This window comes from Polaribacter sp., assembly GCF_965656025.1.
GTDB lineage: Bacteria > Bacteroidota > Bacteroidia > Flavobacteriales > Flavobacteriaceae > Polaribacter.
This window is the reverse complement of the sequence record NZ_CBFHJT010000042.1, coordinates 1-20,984: the sequence shown is the minus strand read 5'-3', so window position 1 is coordinate 20,984 and position 20,984 is coordinate 1. Positions and strand designations below refer to the sequence as shown.

The 20,984-nt window shown below is 29.3% G+C and carries 14 protein-coding genes; 7 read left to right on the top strand and 7 right to left on the bottom strand.

Features of this window, described 5'->3' with window-relative positions:
• Positions 1–4 precede the first annotated feature (4 nt).
• The 5 genes from ACTG3S_RS09180 to ACTG3S_RS09160 all read right to left on the bottom strand — a co-directional run bounded on the left by ACTG3S_RS09180 (position 5) and on the right by ACTG3S_RS09160 (position 8,102).
• A complete protein-coding gene (locus tag ACTG3S_RS09180; RefSeq protein WP_439129062.1) occupies positions 5–1,507 on the bottom strand; it encodes a RagB/SusD family nutrient uptake outer membrane protein in 1,503 nt (500 codons plus the stop codon).
• 11 nt (positions 1,508–1,518) lie between these two features.
• A complete protein-coding gene (locus ACTG3S_RS09175; protein ID WP_439129061.1) occupies positions 1,519–4,590 on the bottom strand; it encodes a SusC/RagA family TonB-linked outer membrane protein in 3,072 nt (1,023 codons plus the stop codon).
• Positions 4,591–4,740: 150 nt separating this feature from the next.
• Positions 4,741–5,895: an iron-containing alcohol dehydrogenase gene (locus ACTG3S_RS09170; protein WP_439129060.1), complete on the bottom strand. Its 1,155-nt coding sequence runs from the start codon at positions 5,893–5,895 to the stop codon at positions 4,741–4,743.
• A gap of 10 nt (positions 5,896–5,905) precedes the next feature.
• Entirely contained in the window at positions 5,906–7,366 is a 1,461-nt protein-coding gene (locus ACTG3S_RS09165; RefSeq protein WP_439129059.1) for an NAD-dependent succinate-semialdehyde dehydrogenase, read from the bottom strand.
• Positions 7,367–7,379: 13 nt separating this feature from the next.
• Complete coding sequence (locus ACTG3S_RS09160) at positions 7,380–8,102, bottom strand: SDR family oxidoreductase (protein WP_439129058.1); 723 nt, start codon at positions 8,100–8,102, stop codon at positions 7,380–7,382.
• A 198-nt stretch (positions 8,103–8,300) separates the two neighbouring features.
• Here ACTG3S_RS09160 and ACTG3S_RS09155 point away from each other — a divergent pair, with 198 nt between their 5' ends.
• Genes ACTG3S_RS09155 through ACTG3S_RS09145 form a run of 3 tightly spaced genes read left to right on the top strand, consistent with a single transcriptional unit; the run spans position 8,301 to position 11,120 of the window.
• On the top strand, positions 8,301–9,149 hold the full coding sequence (locus tag ACTG3S_RS09155; RefSeq protein WP_439129057.1) for a CoA transferase subunit A: 849 nt from the start codon (positions 8,301–8,303) through the stop codon (positions 9,147–9,149).
• Entirely contained in the window at positions 9,139–9,900 is a 762-nt protein-coding gene (locus tag ACTG3S_RS09150) for a CoA-transferase subunit beta (protein WP_439129056.1), read from the top strand. The genes ACTG3S_RS09155 and ACTG3S_RS09150 overlap by 11 nt, the downstream gene beginning before the upstream one ends.
• Positions 9,901–9,905: 5 nt before the next feature.
• A complete protein-coding gene (locus ACTG3S_RS09145) occupies positions 9,906–11,120 on the top strand; it encodes an acetyl-CoA C-acyltransferase (protein WP_439129055.1) in 1,215 nt (404 codons plus the stop codon).
• Here ACTG3S_RS09145 and ACTG3S_RS09140 read toward each other — a convergent pair.
• A complete protein-coding gene (locus tag ACTG3S_RS09140; protein WP_439129054.1) occupies positions 11,113–12,720 on the bottom strand; it encodes a carboxylesterase/lipase family protein in 1,608 nt (535 codons plus the stop codon). The genes ACTG3S_RS09145 and ACTG3S_RS09140 overlap by 8 nt on opposite strands.
• Positions 12,721–12,735: 15 nt before the next feature.
• Positions 12,736–14,136 (bottom strand): short-chain fatty acid transporter, encoded by a 1,401-nt coding sequence (locus tag ACTG3S_RS09135; protein WP_439129053.1) that lies wholly within the window; start codon positions 14,134–14,136, stop codon positions 12,736–12,738.
• A gap of 192 nt (positions 14,137–14,328) precedes the next feature.
• Here ACTG3S_RS09135 and ACTG3S_RS09130 point away from each other — a divergent pair, with 192 nt between their 5' ends.
• The 4 genes from ACTG3S_RS09130 to ACTG3S_RS09115 all read left to right on the top strand — a co-directional run bounded on the left by ACTG3S_RS09130 (position 14,329) and on the right by ACTG3S_RS09115 (position 20,690).
• Positions 14,329–15,204 carry an AraC family transcriptional regulator gene (locus ACTG3S_RS09130; RefSeq protein ID WP_439129052.1) on the top strand — a complete coding sequence of 292 codons (876 nt, stop codon included), beginning with the start codon at positions 14,329–14,331 and terminating at the stop codon, positions 15,202–15,204.
• Between the two features lie 104 nt (positions 15,205–15,308).
• Positions 15,309–16,484 (top strand): Ig-like domain-containing protein, encoded by a 1,176-nt coding sequence (locus ACTG3S_RS09125; protein WP_439129051.1) that lies wholly within the window; start codon positions 15,309–15,311, stop codon positions 16,482–16,484.
• 126 nt (positions 16,485–16,610) lie between these two features.
• Positions 16,611–18,443: an Ig-like domain-containing protein gene (locus ACTG3S_RS09120; RefSeq protein ID WP_439129050.1), complete on the top strand. Its 1,833-nt coding sequence runs from the start codon at positions 16,611–16,613 to the stop codon at positions 18,441–18,443.
• A gap of 102 nt (positions 18,444–18,545) precedes the next feature.
• Positions 18,546–20,690 carry a GDSL-type esterase/lipase family protein gene (locus ACTG3S_RS09115; protein ID WP_439129049.1) on the top strand — a complete coding sequence of 715 codons (2,145 nt, stop codon included), beginning with the start codon at positions 18,546–18,548 and terminating at the stop codon, positions 20,688–20,690.
• The last annotated feature ends 294 nt before the right edge of the window (positions 20,691–20,984 follow it).

Sequence of the window (20,984 nt, the reverse complement as noted above, 5' to 3'; positions counted from 1 at the left end):
AATTTTATTTTAAGTTAATTTTTTCTGGGTCAAAATCTATTTTTGGGTTCACATCTACCTCGTTTTGTGGTAATGGATAAAGGTAGGGGTACGTAACATTTCCAAGTGTTTCAATAACTCTATTAGTTCTTCTTAACTCAAACAAACGATTACCTTCTCCAGATAGTTCAAATTTTCTTTCATTTCTAACTGCTTCTCTAAAATCTAGATCACTTAAACCTAGCTGTAAATCATTTAATCCTGCTCTATTTCTTATTTTATTTATTTGCTGGTATGCCAAAGAGGTAGCTCCGGATGCCTCTGCATAGACTAACGCAATATCAGACATTCTAAGATATAAAGGACTAGAACTCGTTTTATCCCAATCTATCCATTCTGGATCAATATATTTTAATGAAAAATAATGTTCATTATAAGTAGCTCTTAAAGAACCATCTGCGTTATAAAGCATATTAGAATATAAGTTTTTTCTTAAGTCTCCAGGCTCATGAGTATTTACAAATTGATTTGATATTCTATAAACCCTATACCCCCAAGTTGTGGGTAAATATGTGTTTGTCAAAAAAGGGTGACTTACATGAAAATCAGTAGAATAACTTACACCTGGATTAGGCATCCAAATTGCAGCAAAACCAGATTTACCGACAGATTTTTCTCTATTAGTAGATAAAAAATAAATATTTTCAGAATTCATTTTATTATTAACATCAAAAATACCCCATAAGTCAGTTTGTAACTCATATGTAGATTGATCAAAAATTACTTTCCCTGCGTATTCTTTTGCTTGATTATACATTTCATCTGAATTCAAAACCCAATTGTACCTTGGAGAATTACTTTCTTTAGAAGAAGCTAACGTCAAAAAAACTTTTGATAATAAACTTTGAGCAGCTACCTTATCTGCACGTCCATATTTCCTTTCAATTTGCATTAAATCAATCGCATTAGTTAAGTCTTCAATAATAAAGTCATAAACCTCTTGAATGTTACTTTTTGCAAGAAATAGATCTTCTGAACTAGTCACTGAACTTTTTCTTAAAGGAACTTCACCAAAAAGACGAACAAGATTAAAATAATGCCATGCACGAATGAAATATAATTCTCCTGTAAAATGATTTTTTTTTGAGATTTCTATATCTACAGAATTAATATTATCTAATACAGTATTCGCTCTGTTAACACCTATATAACTATATTTGTAAAAGCCCTGTATACCAATAGTTAAAGGGGATATCTGCCATAAATCAATCTCATTTCTACCATAAAATGTATTTGTTGGTGTACAGTACATTATTTCTGATGATAAGTCAGTTAATTCTATATAACCATATAAATATTCATTTGTCTGATTTACTATATAGGCATATAAAATTGCAGACTCAACCTCGTCTTCAGATTGAAAAAAATTTTGATCTGTATAGAATCCTTTGGGGTTTTCATCTAGCTCAGCACATGAATTTAAAAAAAAGAGAAAAAAACTAACTACATAATAAAATTTAAACTTCATATTTTTTAAAATTAAAAGTTAATGTTAAAACCAATAGTAAACCTTCTTACTCTTGGTCTAAATCCATAATAAATTCCGTTTGTTCCAACTTCAGGGTCGTATCCTTTAAAACTTGTGAAGGTGTGAAGGTTTGTTGCATTTAAATATGCCTTAAAAGATTTAATACCAAAATCAGGAAAATTGAAAGTATAAGCTAAATTAACATTTTGAATTCTTAAAAAACTACCATCCGCTAGGTACCAATCAGAAAACAAAGGTGTTCCTCTATCGCCTCTTAAACTTGGCCATGAGTTTGTTGTGTTTTCTCCAGTCCATCTTAAAGGTTTCTCTGTTACTCTCTCAAACTTTCTTGTGTCTAAGATATCATACCCGAAAGCTCCATTAAAAAGAGTAGAAATCTCAAACTTTTTGTATTTAAAATTTAAAGCTAAACTTCCAGTAAAATTAGGGTTTGGGTCTCCAATTATAACTCTATCATCAGATGTAATAATTCCATCACCAGATAGATCGGCATAGTAAGGGTCTCCAGGTTGATTTACAGATGCATATGTTGGAAAATTTTGGGCTTGGTCATTATTTTGGATGATACCTAGTTGTTTATATCCATAAAATACATTTAAAGGTTTTCCTAATGCATAAACTGAAATAGTTTGAGAACCAAAAGTATTTTCTAAACTAACACCTGTATCTAAGAATTTATTTTCGAAAAAATCTGTTATTAAGCCTGCGTTAGCCTCTGAACCTATCGAAATAATTTCATTTCGATTTCTATTAAATGTTAGTGTCCCAGAGAGAGACAACTCTTGTTTTTTTAATAGAATTCCCTCTAATGTTACATCTACCCCTTTATTATCAATTTCACCATCGTTAACCAACATAAAATCAAAACCAGATGATAATGGGAGTACTTGATCTCTTAGTAAATCTGTTGTATTCTTGTAATAATAGTCAAACGTAACCTTTAATTTACTATCAAAAGCTTCAAAATCTGTTCCAATATTTAATTGAGATGTAGATTCCCATTTAAGATTGTCATTTGCAATTCCTCTCCATTGAAACAACCTTCCTCCTAAAGAAGAATTTACACCTGGTCCAATAACAGATTGCCACTGAGAACCATTGTAAAACTGGTCTTCTCCGAACCTAGATTGTGTTGAATACGCCTCTATACCGTCATTCCCAGAAACCCCATAACTAGCTCTTATTTTAAATTGGTTTATTTTATCAAAATGCTGCATAAACTTCTCGTCTAAAAGATTCCATGCTAAAGCTCCTGATGGGAAAAAGCCCCATTTACTATTTTTACCAAATTTAGAAGAACCATCAAATCTACCTGTTAATGTTAGTAAATACTTACTGTTTATAGAATAGTTAAGTCTACCATAATATGAACTTAACCCCGTGTTAAATTGAAAATTATCTACAAACTGATTTTCAACAGAAGCACTAGATAGATTCTCATTTCCTAAAACATCACTTAGGAAATTTCTACCTTCTAAAAATAAACGCCTATCATTTGTAGATTGCTCAGAATTTCCAATCATAATAGTATAATTATGATTTTTAAAAGAATTTTTGTATGTAATATAGTTTTCGAAAACTCTTTTAGAATCGGTTGTATTTTCAATACTTCCAATACCATCATAAACTTGAGATAATATTGATGGTAAATAATAGTCTTTAATATTGGTGCCTGATTTAATATTGGCTCTTGAGTTAAATGTAATTTGATCTGTAATTTTCCAATCTAAAAAACCTGAAACTAAAAAGTCTTCACTTTTGGTTTCATCAGTTATCTTTCCTCTTCTATATGCGGGATGAAAAAAATCGTTATCTGAAACCAAGTAAAAGCCTTCAGCTGGATTATTTGAATTATAAACTGGCCATAAAGGATTCCGTGTGTAATTCGTGAAATTATTATTTCTAAATTTTATGTTCGTATATGTTGTATTTAAAGTAAACTTTAAATTGTTTAGTAGTTTAATATTAAAAGTAGAAAACAAGTTAATTTTTTCGTAATTATTATCAATTTTACTCCCCTCTTGGCTCCAATGATTTAAATTAACATTATATTTAATTTTATCTGAACCACCATAAACACCTAGATTAGTGTTTTGTATCTCACTAGACTTTCTGTAAACATAATCAGTCCAATCTGTATAATAAGGCCAATCTCCAGATCTAATTTGCTCTAAAGAAGGGTAGAAACCACCTTGTAACTCCTCATCTCCCGATGCACCAACATAAGGCACAACACCACCACCATTAATAGCTTTTTCATTAGCTAACTCAGCCATTAATAATGTATTTTTCCATACATTCTCAAAATCTTTATTAAATGAAGAAGTTGTAGTTTGGGAAGTCAAGTATATGTTCATCCTATTTGCCTTACCTTGCTTTCTAGTAACTATAATTACACCATTTGCTCCTTGCGAGCCATAAATAGCTGAGGCAGACGCATCTTTTAAAACCTCTATAGATTCTATATCAGCAGGGTTTATCTCATCTAAACCTCCGGGATAAGGAAAGCCATCTATAACAATTAAAGGGGATGCGTTCCCTTTAATTGTACTAGAACCTCTTATTCTTAGGGTAGCTTGGCTACCTGGTTCATCAGATGGGTTTATAACATTTAATCCAGCTACTCTTCCTTGTAATAACTCCCCAGCATTTGAAGCAGGTATCCCTTTAATCTGCTCTGCCTTTAGAGTGCTTACAGAACCTGTTAAGTCCTTTTTTCTAACATTTCCATAACCAATAATTACAATTTCATCCAAACTAGTAGAACTTTCTACTAAAATAACATTAATAATATTTTTTTTGGAAACCAGAATATCCTGAGTTAAAAAACCAAGGTATGAGAAGCTTAAAATAGATTTTCTACTATTTACGCTAATAGTAAATTTACCATCAAAATCAGTAACTGTAGCGTTTTTTGTATCTTTTTCAAAAACAGCAACTTGAGGAAGAAATTCTCCTTTCTGAGATAAAACTGTTCCTTTTATTTCAATCTTCTGAGCTACTCCTATAAAAGACAATAAAAAAAATAAGAAAATAAAATTAAGTTTTTTAAATGTTATCATAAATTAGACAGTTATTATTTTTTTGTAAAAATATAAATATTGAAATTTCAAATATTTGTTAATTAACCAAATTAATAATACTATTATGAAAACAAATTAACAACTTCGAACAATAAAAAGATTTTAAAGAGTATTATTTTTTGTCACAATTTATAAAATTGATTTAAAAATATTAGAAATATCGGTTTCATTCATTTTAGTAAGATTATAAGATAATAACCTTGACTGCTTTAATGTTCCTGTTGTTAGAGTATTTATATCTTTTTCAGTAATATTATAATCCGATAATTTAGTACTTAAGTTTAATTCTTTAATTAAACTTTCAATTTGATTAATTAAATAATTAGCTGCTTCTGCATCTGAACTAAAAATTACTTCTGAATTAATTATTCTAGACAAATCTGCATATAATGAAGTTGCCTTTTTTAAATTAAAACGCATTACAGGAATCATAACTAAAGCATTACTTTCTCCATGTGGTAAATTAAAAGAAACACCCAAAGGATATGATAATGCATGAACGGCACCAACACTGGAATTAGCAAATGCAAGACCTGCCAATGAAGACCCAATTAGCATGTTTCTTCTTGACACTATGTTTGTACCTTTAAATGTTGCTGTTTTTATATTATTAAATAACAATACAAATGCTTTTTTAGCTAAATTATCTGAAATAACATTCTTTCTAACTCCTGAGGTATAGGCCTCAATTGCATGAACCATAGCGTCAACACCTGTAGCTGCAGTTATTTTAGGGGGGAGTCCTGTGGTTAACTTTGCATCCAATAAAACAATATCGCATATTAAATGAGTATCAACTATTGGAGATTTACTTCCATCATCAGAAGTAACAACAGCAACCGGAGTAACCTCAGATCCAGTTCCAGAAGTAGTTGGTATTAAAGCAAGTGGTAATCTATCTCCTATTACTTTATTTACACCATAAATATCCTCAATATTTTGAGGAGATTTTAATAAAACAGCAGCAATTTTAGCAATATCCATTGGGCTACCTCCACCAAAACCAACTACATAAGTGATTTCATAATTTTTACAAAATTCTACTAATTCTCTGACTGTTGATACTTTTGGTTCTGGAGCTACTTGATCAAAAACAAAAACATTAGCATCATTCTTTTCTATTACTTTTATTACTGGAGTTGCTATGTTTAGATTTATTAAATTTCTATCTGTAACAAATAAAATATTTCCAGTAATTTTCAACTCTTTATACGTATCAACTTGATAAGTACAACCATCTCTTAAAACTATTTTATTCGGTGTGTTATATTCAAAATTTTCCATAAATAATTTTCTAATTTAAATCTCCAATACATCTGTATTTAACTTCTTGCCACTCTTCTAAGCCTTCACTTCCGCCATTTCGTCCTATTCCAGATTGTTTATAACCTCCAAAAGGAGCTCTGGGCGTTGAAAAAGAAACAGTATTCTCTCCAATTATACCAGCCTTTAAAGCCTCTGAGACTCTCCAAGATCTTTTCCTATCGTTTGAGTAAAAATAAGCAGCCAAACCATGAATAGAATTATTTGCTAGCTTTATAACTTCTTCTTCAGAATCAAACTTTTGAATCATTGTTAATGGTCCAAAAATCTCACACTGACAAGGCATCATTTGATCAGATGCGTTCGCTATAACTGTTGGTTCAAAAAAGCTTTTACCCAGTTTATGTCTTTTACCTCCTGTTAACAATTCCCCTCCCTTTAAAAGCGAATCTTTAATATAATTTTCCATATTTTCTGACGCCTCAATTGAAATTAATGGGCCCATATCAACGTTAGTATCTAGACCATTTCCAACTCTAAGCAACTCTACTTTTTCGATAAATTTAACTATAAAATCTTTATAAATACCTTTTTGAATAAAGACTCTATTAGTAGCAACACAAGCTTGTCCAGAATTTCTATACTTAGAAGAAATTAATCCTCTTAAGGCCGCATCTATATCTGCATCATCAAAAACTATAAAAGGTGCATTTCCTCCTAGTTCAAGACTCATTTTTTTTACAGATTCAATTGCTTTTTTTGCAAGCATTATTCCGGTAGCTGTAGATCCTGTAAAACTTATTTTATTTATTTTTAAATGAGATGTCAAAACATCACCTATTTTAGGTGTATTTTTTTTATCGCCAGTAATTACAGATAAGACACCTGAAGGTAAACCAGCGTCAATAGCTAATTTAACTAGGGCTAAAGGCGTTAAAGGTGTCAATTCTGATGGTTTTATTACTACAGTACACCCTGCTGCTAAAGCTGGTGCAACTTCTCTCATCACCATTAGTGCTGGAAAATTCCAAGGTGTTATTGTTGCTCCAACCCCAAGAGGTTCGTGTGTAATTAATATTTTTTGGTCTGTTTGATGTGCAGGCATCATTCTTCCTATTGGTCTTTGAGCTTCTTCTGCATACCAATCTAAAAAACTTGCCGAGTAAACTATTTCACCTACTGACTCTTTTAAAGTCTTACCTTGTTCCATCGTCATTATTACAGCTAAATCTTCTTTATTATCTCGAATTAAAGCTGCCCAACTTCTTAATATATTTGACCTAAAATCTACAGTCTGGTTTTTCCATACTTCAAAAGCTTCATTAGCAATTTCTACAGCCTTTATAGTTTCCAGCTCCCCCATATTTGGCAATGTACCAATACTTTTATTTGTAGCAGGATTCATTATATTAAATGTACTTTTATCAAAAGCATTACACCAATCTCCAATGATTGCCTTTGAACATAATAAGTCTTTATTTTTAATAATCATATTTTTAATTTTACTAATTACTACTTAATCCCACTGTTAAACCTCCACAAACAAATAAAGTTTGCCCAGTAATAAAACTACAATTATCGTCTAAAAAAAAATTAACAGCATTACCTATATCTGCAGGAGTACCAATTCTTTTAACTGGTATAGCATTAGTTATTTCTTTTGTTTTAGAGCTCTCAGGTGGATTATTTTTTTTAAAAGCGTCTGTTTCAATTGGGCCTGGTGCAATTGTATTAACTGTAATTCCCTTAGAAGCTAACTCTAAAGACCATGTTTTAGACATTGCTGACAAAGCTCCCTTGCTCCCAGAGTATGCGGTTCTTAATTCTTTTCCAAGAATTGTTCTACTTGTAATTGAAACTACACGACCAAAATTTGCATTTTTCATTGCTGGTAATAAACTTTGTAAACACAGAGTTGCCACCCAAGTATTAAGTGAAATCACTTTATTAAAATCTTCAAAACTAGTATCCTCTATAGGACTTGGTAATACAATGCCAACATTATTTATAAGTCTTAGTATTTTAAATTTACTTGTAACCTTATCAAGTACTTTTTTAGTTTCTAACTGATTAGAGAGATCTACTTTAAAAAAAAGTATGCCTTCAGTATTTTCAGGTTCTACAACATCTAACACGATAGGACTATATCCATTTTTTAAAATTTCTTTTACAATACCTGCACCTATACCTAATGCCCCTCCTGTTATTAAAACATATTTATGCTTCATCTTTTAATTTTATTTAAAATTTTATTGACAATATTATTACCAAAATTAAATGAAAAATACTTTTAATTGTTAACGATTCATAAAAACATTAGAAATCGACAGATTTAACGAAATCTTTGATTTCTTATGATAATTATTACTATATTTTGAATAATATCTTTGTAAAAATAATTTTCTTATTGAAAAAAAAAAGATTAAATGACTGAATTTCTTAGTTTAGAAAAAGCAATACAAAAGTATGTAAAACCAAAAACTAGTGTTGCTTTAGAAGGGTTTACCCACCTAATACCCCACGCAGCAGGTTTAGAAATCATAAGGCAAAAAATTAATGATTTGCACTTATTTAGAATGACACCAGATATAATTTACGATCAATTGATTGGAATGGGATGCGTTAGCAAACTAACATTTTCTTGGGGTGGTAACCCTGGGGTTGGTTCTTTACATAGATTCAGAGATGCTTATGAAAATGAATTTCCTAATAAAATTGAATTTAAAGAACATGCGCATTCCGCTATGGCAAATGCATATGCAGCGGGAGCATCCGGTTTACCTTGTGCTATTTTTAAAGGATACTTAGGAACAAGTTACCCAGATATAAATGATGATATAAAATTTATGAAATGTCCTTTTTCTGAAGAAAAACTAACAATTATACCTTCAATAAGACCTGATATTGGAATTATTCATGCCCAAAAAGCAGACAAGAATGGTAATATTTGGATTAAAGGTATTTCAGGCAGTCAAAAAGAAGTATTAATGGCTTCAAAAAAAACAATTGTAACCGTTGAGGAAATTGTTGATATAATTGATGAAAAGAATGGTGGAACAATAATACCTAGATGGGTAATTAATGCTATTTGTGTTGAACCAAATGGAGCATTTCCGTCTTATGCAGAGGGTTACTACAATCGTTATAATGCATTTTATAAAGAATGGGATACAATAAGTAAAGACCGTAAAACATTTAATAATTGGATAAATAAATTCGTCTTATCAACTAAAAATTATACGGAGTTTTTTAAAAAAATAAATAATGAAGAATAAAAATTTTACTTCAAAAGAAATGATGGTTGTCTCAGCATCTAGATTCCTTAAAGATGATGATATTGTTTTTATAGGAATAGGACTTCCAAGTCTAGCCGCAAATTTAGCAAAAAGAGTACAAGCGCCAAATATATCTATGATCTATGAAAGCGGAACATTAGATACAAAGCCAGAAAGACTGCCTTTATCTATTGGAGATGATGAATTAAGTAAAAAAGCTTTAGCTGTTATTTCTGTACCTGAGGTTTTTAACTATTACCTTCAGGGAGGTAAAATTGAAATTGGATTTTTAGGAGCGGCTCAGGTAGATAAATTTGGAAATATAAATACTACTATAATAGGTAAAGACTATAAAAACCCAAAAGTTAGACTACCAGGGGCCGGTGGAGCTCCTGAAATAGCTGCTTTTTGTAAAGACACATTAATTATGTTAAGACAAACAAAAAGAAACTTTGTAAATAAATTAGATTTTATTACTTCTGTAGGCTTTGCTGATGGTAATAATAGTAGAGATAAATTAAATTTTATTAGTAATGGTCCAAAAGCCATCATTACAGATTTAGGGATATTAGAACCATGTAAGGTTACTCAAGAATTTATTTTAACACATATTCATGAAGGAGTAAGTATACAGGAGGTTAAAGATGCAACAGGTTGGCCATTAAAAATATCTGAAAATATTAAAACTACCTCTTCTCCTTCATTAAAAGAATTAGAAATTTTAAGAAAATTAGAAGCTACACAAAATTAAAACAGATGAATAAAGTATATATATATGACGGAATAAGATCTCCTTTTGGAAAATATGGGGGAGAATTAAGTACTACTAGACCTGATGACTTGATGGCTTATATATTAAAGAAATTAGTTGAGAGAAATAATAACATAAAAGACTTAATTGAAGATGTTGTAATTGGAGATTCTAATCAAGCAGGAGAAGATTCTAGAAACATTGCAAGAAACTCAGCATTATTAAGTGGAATATCAATAAATTCAGGTGGTATAACTGTAAATAGACTTTGTGGCAGTGGTTTAGCCGCTGTTCATCTTGCAACAAACTCATTAAAGTGTAATGAAGGTGAATTATATATTGCTGGAGGTGTAGAGAATATGACTAGAGCTCCATTAATAATATCAAAAACTGAAAAGGCTTTTACAAGAAATATTGATGTAGCTGATTCTACAATTGGATGGAGATTTCCAAATAAAAACCTTTTGGATAGATTTGGTACCCACACTATGCCTGAAACATCAGATAATATTGGAAAAAAACTAAAAATCACAAGAGATGAAAGTGATTTATTTGCTTATCAATCTCAAATGAAATACAAGAACGCACTAGAAACAGGATTTTTTGATGATGAAATTTTACCTTTTAAAATATTAGCTAGAAATAAAAGAGAGAATGAGTTTATAATGACTGCAGACCAACATCCAAGGCTAAATACCTCATTAGAAGGGCTATCTAAATTAAAACCGATTAATAAGAACGGTGTGGCAACAGCAGGTAATTCATCAGGAATTAATGATGGTGCAGCTGCAATCTTATTAGGTACAGCTACAATGAGCAGTTTGTTAGAAAAAGAACCAATAGTAGAAATTGTAGCTCACGCAGTATCTGGAGTAGAACCTATGTATATGGGACTTGGACCTGTAAAAGCATCTGAAAAAGTTTTAAAAAGAGCAGGATTAACAATTAATGATATGGATATTATAGAAATAAATGAAGCTTTCTCTACGCAAGTATTAGGTTGCTTAAAATCTCTAAATTTATCTTTTTCTGATAGCAGAATTAATCCTAATGGAGGTGCTATAGCTATTGGACACCCACTAGGAGCTTCCGGAGCTAGATTATTAATAACAGCAAGTAGAGAATTAAAAAGAATTGGAGGTAAATATGCTTTGGTTAGTTTATGTATTGGAATAGGACAAGGGATAGCCACTATCATTAAAAATCCAAATATTAATTAATAACTCCTTTTAAGTATGCTTTTACCTTTAATATTCTAAGTTGATTCGTTTGGTTTTGACTTTCAGCATTGATATTTCTTATTTTAGTTTTCATTTCTGTAAAATCTAAAAAATTATTCTTGTTTGAATCATAGGGTTCCCATGTATTTAAACCTTTATTATTTGGATTTCCAGTTTTTGCAAATTGAACCCAATAAGAAATCATATTTTCGGCTACTTTCAAGTCCTTTTTCTTAAAAGTATCATTTAAGTTATTGAACACATATTTTATTTCAGCGCCATGAACCGCTCCTAACTTTGGATATTTTCTATTAGGCACAGAAAAACGATATTGATAAACCTGAGAGGATACATTATCCATACCTTTTAGCAAGTGTAATGAAGGCTCTAAAAACCAAGCATCAGTTATATATCGGCTAACTGCTAATTTTACACTTTTATAAGAATTTGTAAAATAAAATTCTGAAATATAATCTGCCCGAGAGGCATAAAAACTTTCTAAGCTTTTGGTAATATCACTAATAGTTTTTTGCTTAATAAAGTTCCAATAATAATTACCTTCATCTTTATTTGTACCAATAATCATAGGAATATCTGCTTGATTGCCTTTCATAAAAACAGATTCTTGAAAATCTTCTAATAACCACCCATCAACTGTTATTCTTGTCTCATAATAAGGTTCATCTCTTGTAATTAATTTTGCATCTAGAGCTCTTAACTTTTTAAGGTTATTCGTATCCTTTTTTGTCAAGTACTTTTTAGACCAATTTAAACCTAGTGATTCAGCACTTGGAATGTTTGCGATTCCTTTTTTTAAATACGTAATATTTGGCTTTGCTGTATTAGACATAAAACCAAACATCCAAGGACTTTGAAGTATCGCTTTATGAAAAAGACCTTTTGTTTGTTTAGAAGAGCACAGAACACTAACACTAGTTCCACCCGCAGATTCACCAAAAACAGTTACATTCTCTGGATCTCCTCCAAATTTTGAAATATTTTTTTTTATCCATTTTAAAGCTAATATCTGATCTAAAATTCCATAATTACCTGAAACTCCGTTTTCAGATTCTGCTGATAATTCTGGATGTGCTAAAAAACCTAACTGTCCTAATCTATAATTTAAACTTACAAGCACCACACCTCTCTTAGCAAATTCAGATCCATCAGAATTTTCTCTAAAACCAGTACCCATATTTAAACCACCCCCATGTATCCAAACCATAACTGGAGCCTTTTTTTCATTATTTAAATTTGTTGAAAATATATTTAAATATAAGCAGTCTTCACTCATATTTTGAATTCCTGAACCATTTACCCTCTGAGGGCAAATAGGGCCTGGTGAATTACAAACTTTAACTCCCTCCCATTTATCCTCTTTTTGTGGAGCTCTCCATCTCAGGTTTCCTACTGGAGGCTTTGCATAGGGTATTCCTTTAAAAACGACTAAATTATTTTTAGCATCTTTTAATTCTCCTTTTACGAAACCTGATTCTATTTTAACTATTGGAGTATCTAAAATCTCTTGTTGTCCAAATATTAAATAACTATTCATAGTGAGAATAATAAAAAAACATTTTACAAATTGATATGTACTCATAAGTTTTATCATAATTTAAAAATTTAAAGGAATAAAAACTACCATTAAAGACTGTAGAATAAAATAAATCAAAAAAGGAATAACCAAATACCCCATTACATCTCTAGCTTGTATTTTTATTCCAGCACCCATAATAGGTATAACTAATAACAAATAAAATGGCTGTAATAAATTAGTCAGACTTTCACCATAAGCAATAGATAGAGACGCTTTTGCAATCATCTCTGTAACTTGTGATTGGGATAAATTAGCTCCAATCTCTTTAACCGCTTCTATAACACTAGGTCCAATTACAGCATATTCACCTCCACCAGACGGGATTGCAAAATTTACAATACCACCAATTAAATAAGAAAAAAAAGGATATGTTTCTATTGTAGCAACTGAAGAAATTAATCCTGCTAAACTTTTGCCTAATCCAGTATTGGTCATTATTCCCATAATACCTGCGTAAAAAGGAAACTGAAATAAAATTCCAGAAATATTACTACTTGCTCTTTTAATAGATATACTATATCTCATTGGAGTTTTGTGAAGAAGTAAACCTAAAATTATAAAAGTAAAAATCATAATGTTTAAATTTAAATCAAACCCATTTTTATAAAAATGAGAGCTAATAAAGTATCCCCCCATCAATACAATTAGCATTGGTAATAAAGAATTATTATTTAGAGTGTCAGATAAAGCCTTAAAAGATAACTTTAAGCCAGTTGCCTCCTCTTTAATTGTTTTCTCAATTTGTAAAGTTTTTTCACCTAACATATCTTTTAATTCTCTTGTATTTTTTTTTGGAATTAAAAGAATCATTAAAAGTGGAGTCACAATTATATAAAGTAATAACATAAAAACATTTAGTGTTGAACCTAATGTATATAATGTTGATATTGTACTGGGTATAATACCGCCCTCTATCATATAATTACCTTTGGTATTCAAAAGCAAAGGTATAGAGCTTGATAAACCAGTAACCCAGCTATTATTTGAGAAATATACGCAAGCAATTAAATAAGGATAATGAACTCCTTTTACTCTCAATGCAAGTTCTCTTGCAAAAACTGCTGCAATTACTATCCATCCCCAACTTATCATTGATAATAACACACCTATTATTATAACAAAAAAATAAACCTGTTTGGGAGTTTTTATAAAACTGGTTATAGAGTTAATACCTTTTTTTATTAATGGAGAAAGAGCAATACTATATCCTGTTATTATTAATAATGTCATTTGCATCCCAAACTCTAGTAACATCCAAAAGCCATCATACCAAGAGTTAACTACCTCAAAAAGAGATTTATTTAACCCTAAAATAGCTAGAAGAGATACTAATATTGTTAATATTAAAGCAAATACAAAAGAGTCTGGCATGTATTTTTTAAATACATCCGTAAATTTTTCTCCAATATTATTATGCATAATTATTTTATTATTTTTTTTGAATTATTAATTAAATGTAAAAAAAATGAAATTAATCAATTCATAATAGTATCATAATACTCTATAGTAATACTATTATGAATTTATACTCGTTTAATATTTGAATTTTATATTAAAAAAAAAAATATTTGTATTATTACTCATAATATAAATTTAGAAAAATTTAATTATATGGAGATAATTAAAGCAAATAGAATGGTAACCCCTTTAAATAACAATAACTTTTTTTCCATTCTTAATTATACAAAAGCAAAGTTTACTTTTCCAATTCATTTTCATCCAGAATATGAGCTTAAATTGGTTATGAATGCAAGTGGAAAGAGAATAATTGGGGATTCTAACTTAAGTTTTGAAATAAATGATTTGGTTTTAGTAGGTCCCAACACCCCTCATGTTTGGGCTGCAAAACCAATAGGGAAATATGCTCATGTAATTACAATACATTTTAATGCTGAAAGTTTTCTTAGTAATTCATTTCTTGATAAAGATTCTTCATTCAATCTAAAAGAACTTCTAAAAAATTCTAAAAGAGGTGTCTTATTTTCAAAAGAAGCAATAGAAAAAATATCTAATAGTATTATATTATTATCTACTTTAAGTTATGATTTTAACTCTATATTAAAACTTCTATCTATTCTACATCAATTATCTATATCAGAAAACCAAAAATTATTAGCATCATCAAACTATAAAGGTCCAGTAAGAAACACCTATAACTTGAGAGTTAAAAAAGTAATAACTTTTATTGAAAACAACTTTCAAGATCAAATCAGAATTAAAGACATATCAAAAATAATCTCTATGTCTGAATCTGCGTTCAGTCATTTTTTCAAAAAAACAACTAACAAATCTTTTACAGATTTCTTAACAGAGTATAGAATAGGGAATGCTTCTAAATTACTTCTCGAATCTGAAAAAAACATTTCTGAAATATGCTATTCTAGCGGTTTTAACAATCTATCTAATTTTAACAGAATTTTTAAGAGAATGAGAGGTTGTAGTCCAAAAGAGTTTAGAAAAAAGCATAACTTAACAAGATTATTTTAAGGGATTTTCTCAGAAATACACTCATTATACTATCAGTATATAACATAATTGACAAATATGATTTATACCTAAAATTTTAATTTTACAATCTAATTCTTTTATTCATGAAAAAATTATTTTTAATTACTATTATTTTTTTAACTATTAATGGGTGTTCTGATGAAGATTCTTTCTCAATAAAATACATTTTAAAAGTAGAAAATACAATTGGTGGTAAAACTAATGCCGTTGAAAATTCTTACGATGAAGGTACAAATATAAACGTTACCGCTATTCCTGAAAATAATTATAAATTTATGAGGTGGGAAATTATTGGAAACAATTCTTCTGAAGAAAATCCACTTGAATTAACAATGAATGGAAATAAATTTTTAACACCGATTTTTTCAGGACTTAGAGTTTCTAATATAACTATATCTCCAAAATCACTTCAGTTAGAATTAGGAAAAACTAGTAATTTAAGTGTAGATATTTTACCAATAACTGCAACTGACAAAACCTATACTTGGCTTATTGAAAACCCATCAATAGCATCTATCAACAACCAAGGTGTTATTGAAGCTCTATCACTGGGTAAAACTAATATAACCGTAATTTCTAATGATAACGGATTAACAGATACTGCTTCAATTACTGTAATTGAATCTCCGCCAACAAACTCATTTTTAATTGATTTCGGGCCTAATGATACTACAAATGGAAACTTAACATCAAACCCGGATATAAATGACAACTATTGGAATAATCTCATAGATCCAAGTATTAATTCTGTCATCAATAACATAATTGACATTAAAGGAGTAAATTCTACATATAATATAGCTTTAAATGACGAGATGAGAGCAAATGGAATTAGGAATGGAGGTTTACTGGCTCCTGAAAATAATCTTTTAAATGATCTTGCAATAAACACTGCTACTCAAGATTATTTTTTCAATTATAATGCATCAAGTACAATAACTTTTTCAGGATTAAACATCGAAAATGGCTATAGCTTTAAGATTTTTGGTAGTAGAAATTCAACCTCTACTAGAATAACTCAATATAAAGTTAATGGTTTTAATAAAAATGGGGATTCAATTTCCACACAAGGCTCTTTAATTACAAGTGGTGCAGGTATAGGCGTTGGTAATTCTTCTATAAATGGTAACGATAGTAACATCTTTAATTCAGAAGTAATATACCCTACAAATAATGGTGAAATAACTATAGAAATTAAAGCTACTACAGGTGGATTTGCATATGTAAATTTAATTAAATTTTTAGAATATGCTAACTAAAAAGGTTTTCTAAATTATTAAAAAACAAAGCAATAGTCATTAAAGTATCATTTTATAACATAATATATCAATTTTTTTTTTTTCAATTCATATAGATTTGTTTGAACGAATTTCAAAAAGCAAATCATGAAAAAACAACTACTTTTAATTTTTACACTTTTTACTATTAGCCTAATAAATTGTCAGGTTTTAGAAGAAACTTTATTTGTAGATTTTGGCCCCAATGATACTACAAATGGGAATGTAACATCAAATCCAGATTCAAATGGTAATTATTGGAATAATCCAATAGATCCAAAAGCAGAAACTGCTTCAACACTCGCCTTGGTTGAGAATAATAATACAAATACTAATTATACACTTAATGTAAATACTGATATGTTTACAAACGGTATACAAAATGGTGGATTAATCAATCCAGAAGTTAGTTTGTTAGGCGAATTTGCAATAAATACAGCTACTCAAGACTATTTTACATCAAATGGCGATTTAGGAGAACTTACAATTAGTAACTTGAATCCTAATTATGGTTACAAATTCAGCATGTTTGCAAGCAGAACAGGCTCTGCAACTAGATCTACAAAATACACGCTTACTGGCTCGAACACAACCTCTGGCACATTAGCTACCACAGGAACTGGGATTGGGAATAATAGTTACGATGGTAATAATGACACTATTTACACATCAGATTATGTGTTCCCTGATAATTCTGGAAATATAAAAATTAATATCTCTAAAGCTGCAGGTGCTTTTTGCTATATCAATGCAATGAAAATTGAATCTTATAGTGGTTTATCTATCGTTAATGTTGCTTCTATAACTTTATCTGGAAACAATATTACTAACAATAGAGAAACTGTTACAGTTACAGCAAGCATATTACCTGAAAATGCAGATGAAAAAGGTGTAACTTGGAGTGTTGATGACGATAGCATTGCATATATAAGCCAACAAGGCGTAGTATACCCAAAGTCTAATGGAACTTTGGAAGTTACTGCAACATCTAAAGAGGAAGATTCTACTGTTTTTGGCACTATAAGTATAACGATAAGTAATCAATATGAACCTTCTAATGATTTCTTAATAGATTTTGGAGAGAACAACACTACAAGTGGAAATCAAACAACTAGTCCAGATACAAATAATAATCACTGGAATAACTTAATTGACCCAGAAACTACTGCTAGTGCCATTTCTTTAATTGATAAAACAGGAATCTCTTCTTCATATAATATTTCTATTTCTGGCGAAAGTTTTTCAACTAATGGTGGTTCATCTAGTGGAGGTTTAATGTCACCTGATGTATCACTCCTAGGAGAATATGCAATTACAAGTGCTACAGAAGATTATTTTTTTAATTATAATAAAACTAGCAAATTAATTATTTCCAATCTTGATTTGAATAATGCTTACAGTTTTAACCTTTTTGGAAGTAGAAATACTACTTCAACTAGAATCTCTGAATATTCAATCATTGGACTTGATCAAAACGGATCTTCTAAAACAACAATTGGGACAAACCAAACTAGTGGAAGCGGTATCGGTAAAGGCACATCTTCTATTAATGGAAATGATAGTTATGTATTTACATCAGAAATGGTGTATCCAAATAGTGACGGAGAAATAGAAATAGAAATTACAGCAACTACTGGTGGTTTTGCCTATATTAATTTTATGAAAATAGACGAATTTACACCAAGTTCTTTATCTGTAAATAGATTTAAAAATGTAAGTTTAAGCTTTTATCCAAATCCTGTGAAAAATTATTTAAACTTAGATACAGGATCTGATTTATCAGTAAAAAAGGTTGAAATTTTTAATATAATCGGGTCAAAAGTATTAAGCATTACCAATAAAAACTCTATAAACTTAAAAAAATTAAAATCAGGTATTTATGTTGTAAAAGCATTAATTAACAATGAATATAGTAAAAGTTTTAGAATAGTAAAAGAGTAAAAAAAAACCAAACACTAAAAAAACATCTATTTAATATAATTAAATAGATGTTTTTTTTTACTCTTTTAATATTTAATAATAATAAATTAAATATTAAAAAAAATGAAAAAAAAAATTCACTTCACTTTATTACTCCTCTCTATTCAATTATATAGTCAAGAAAACTTACAATCTTTCCTTATTGATTTTGGTACCAATGACGTAATTAATGGAAATATTACATTAAGTCCAGATAATAATGGAAACACTTGGAACAATTGTATAGATGGAACTACAGCAGCGCAGACCGTTAAACTTATTAATCAAAAAGGTGAATTATCCAACTATAATTTGAATATTATCCGTAAAATGCTTACTAATGGCATCTTAAACGGGGGGCTTTTAACACCAAATTATACTTTAAATGATTTAGCTAATAGAACAGCTACTCAAGATTATTTTTTTACTACAGATTCAGGTAAACTTATACTAAGTGGTTTAAATCCAAAACATAGTTATAAATTTAAAGTATTTGCAAGCAGAGAATCTACGCAAAAAAGAATTACAAAATATTTATTTAAAGGCAGGAATGAAAAATTTGGATTTTTACAAACATCAGGCCTTAATATTGGTGGAAATGGATATAATGGGAATAAGAATAATACATACTTATCTGAATATATTTATCCTAATAATGCTGGTCAAATTGAAATTACTATGTCCAGAGATACTGGCTCATTCGGTTATTTAAATGCAATGAAAATATTAGAATATTCAAATATTAATAAATGTGATACTATTGATGAATTTAAAATTTCCATAATGGGTTCGTCAGTAGCAAAAGGTGTTGGCGCAAATAATCTTGAAGGTTACGCTTACGAATACACTAAATTACTAAATGAAAGATATAATGATAATATTGGAAAAAAATGGTCAGTTGTAAATATTTCAATTAGTGGAAACAATACTATAGATGTCCTATCAAGATGGGAAAATGACCTATTAAATGAATGTGGGAAATATGTGGTTTATGGGCTCTCTCTTGGTAATGAAGGGATAAGATACGGAGGTCAATCTAAATTTAATCAATTTAGAGATAATATGATTCTATTAATTGAGAAAGCTAGAGAAAGAGGTATTATTCCTATTGTTATGAACAATTACTCAAGAGGTGATTATGACAATGAGGACTATACATATATAAAAAAGATAAACTTATTAATTCATGAATGGAACTTGCCCAGTATTAATTTACTTGGAAGTAACGACAACGGAAGTGGAAACTGGGTAAATAATTATTGGAAAGATTCTTATCATCCAAATAATTCTGGACATCTTGAATTTTTCTATTCAATTGTACCATCTCTTTTTGATGCCTTGGAAAAAAAGAAACCACTGCCTGAATTTAGGGATGACACTAACTTAAAAATGGGCCCTAATCATAATTATAAAGAGTTACAATTTATTCCAGAAAATATCACGCACTCTTTTACAACATCATTTGATATAAAAACGTCAAAAAAAGGAAAACTACTATCTATTATTAAAGATAATTCTGAAATTGGGAACATATTTATAGATGATATAAATAAAATTACGTATGGGACAATATCAGAAAACTCAATTATTAGCAATGTTTTAGTAAATGATAACTCTTGGCATAAAATAACACTTACACACTTTTATGCAAGTAAAAAAACAATATTATATATAGATGGTATAGAGCATGGTTTAATAAATGAACAAATAGCCATTGACAAACTAATACTTAATAACATAAATAATAATGATACTATAGAGTATAGAAATTGGTTTTTTTACCGGTCTGGAATGAATGTAGAAGAAATATTAGCTCTAAACAATAATAAAATGTTAAAATCTAGTTTAGAACTTTATGCTCCATTAGATGAAAAACATCAAGAGGCTGAAATATCTTTAATAAATTTAGCACAAAGCACAAATAAAATATCAAAATCTGAAGCTTCATTAAGTGTAGATAGTATTAAAAATAAGAAATTTGAAATTAAACTATTAAATCATCCTAGCAAAGAAAAATTAACAATAAAATTTTTAAATGAAATTAATAATAATATTGAAATTTTTATATACAATTTAGTTGGAAGTAAACTGTATCATGAAAAACAAAATAATTTACAAACAGGTAGTTTTAATAAAACTATTAACACACAGAATCTAAAAAAAGGGGTTTATATAATTCAACTGAAAATTAATAATAACAATATTTTTAAAAAATTTTTAAAACATTAGTTGATTTCTTAAACAATTTAAATGAATTAGATTTAGTTTTAAAGGTAACAGAAGATTTAAAAATTCTTTGTGGTATAGAGGTTAAAAAGTTTTTAAAACACTATCATATAAAAAAAGCTTTGCCTAAGTTAAGCAGTTTCAATATGAAATCTCAAGCTCTGAAACCAAACTAAAATCTACTATATTTTTGGCAGGAGACCAATTATTAAATGGTTCTTTAAATGCAGCCATGATTTCCGGTGAAAGAGCAGCATTAGGTGTAATACAAACGTTAGAAGATGGTTTAATTGTAGA

Excerpts from the sequence above, each read along its gene's own strand:
- ACTG3S_RS09180 (WP_439129062.1), bottom strand. The coding sequence starts at position 1,507 with ATGAAGTTTAAATTTTATTATGTAGTTAGTTTTTTTCTCTTTTTTTTA.
- ACTG3S_RS09175 (WP_439129061.1), bottom strand. The coding sequence starts at position 4,590 with ATGATAACATTTAAAAAACTTAATTTTATTTTCTTATTTTTTTTATTG.
- ACTG3S_RS09170 (WP_439129060.1), bottom strand. The coding sequence starts at position 5,895 with ATGGAAAATTTTGAATATAACACACCGAATAAAATAGTTTTAAGAGAT.
- ACTG3S_RS09165 (WP_439129059.1), bottom strand. The coding sequence starts at position 7,366 with ATGATTATTAAAAATAAAGACTTATTATGTTCAAAGGCAATCATTGGA.
- ACTG3S_RS09160 (WP_439129058.1), bottom strand. The coding sequence starts at position 8,102 with ATGAAGCATAAATATGTTTTAATAACAGGAGGGGCATTAGGTATAGGT.
- ACTG3S_RS09155 (WP_439129057.1), top strand. The coding sequence starts at position 8,301 with ATGACTGAATTTCTTAGTTTAGAAAAAGCAATACAAAAGTATGTAAAA.
- ACTG3S_RS09150 (WP_439129056.1), top strand. The coding sequence starts at position 9,139 with ATGAAGAATAAAAATTTTACTTCAAAAGAAATGATGGTTGTCTCAGCA.
- ACTG3S_RS09145 (WP_439129055.1), top strand. The coding sequence starts at position 9,906 with ATGAATAAAGTATATATATATGACGGAATAAGATCTCCTTTTGGAAAA.
- ACTG3S_RS09140 (WP_439129054.1), bottom strand. The coding sequence starts at position 12,720 with ATGAGTACATATCAATTTGTAAAATGTTTTTTTATTATTCTCACTATG.
- ACTG3S_RS09135 (WP_439129053.1), bottom strand. The coding sequence starts at position 14,136 with ATGCATAATAATATTGGAGAAAAATTTACGGATGTATTTAAAAAATAC.
- ACTG3S_RS09130 (WP_439129052.1), top strand. The coding sequence starts at position 14,329 with ATGGAGATAATTAAAGCAAATAGAATGGTAACCCCTTTAAATAACAAT.
- ACTG3S_RS09125 (WP_439129051.1), top strand. The coding sequence starts at position 15,309 with ATGAAAAAATTATTTTTAATTACTATTATTTTTTTAACTATTAATGGG.
- ACTG3S_RS09120 (WP_439129050.1), top strand. The coding sequence starts at position 16,611 with ATGAAAAAACAACTACTTTTAATTTTTACACTTTTTACTATTAGCCTA.
- ACTG3S_RS09115 (WP_439129049.1), top strand. The coding sequence starts at position 18,546 with ATGAAAAAAAAAATTCACTTCACTTTATTACTCCTCTCTATTCAATTA.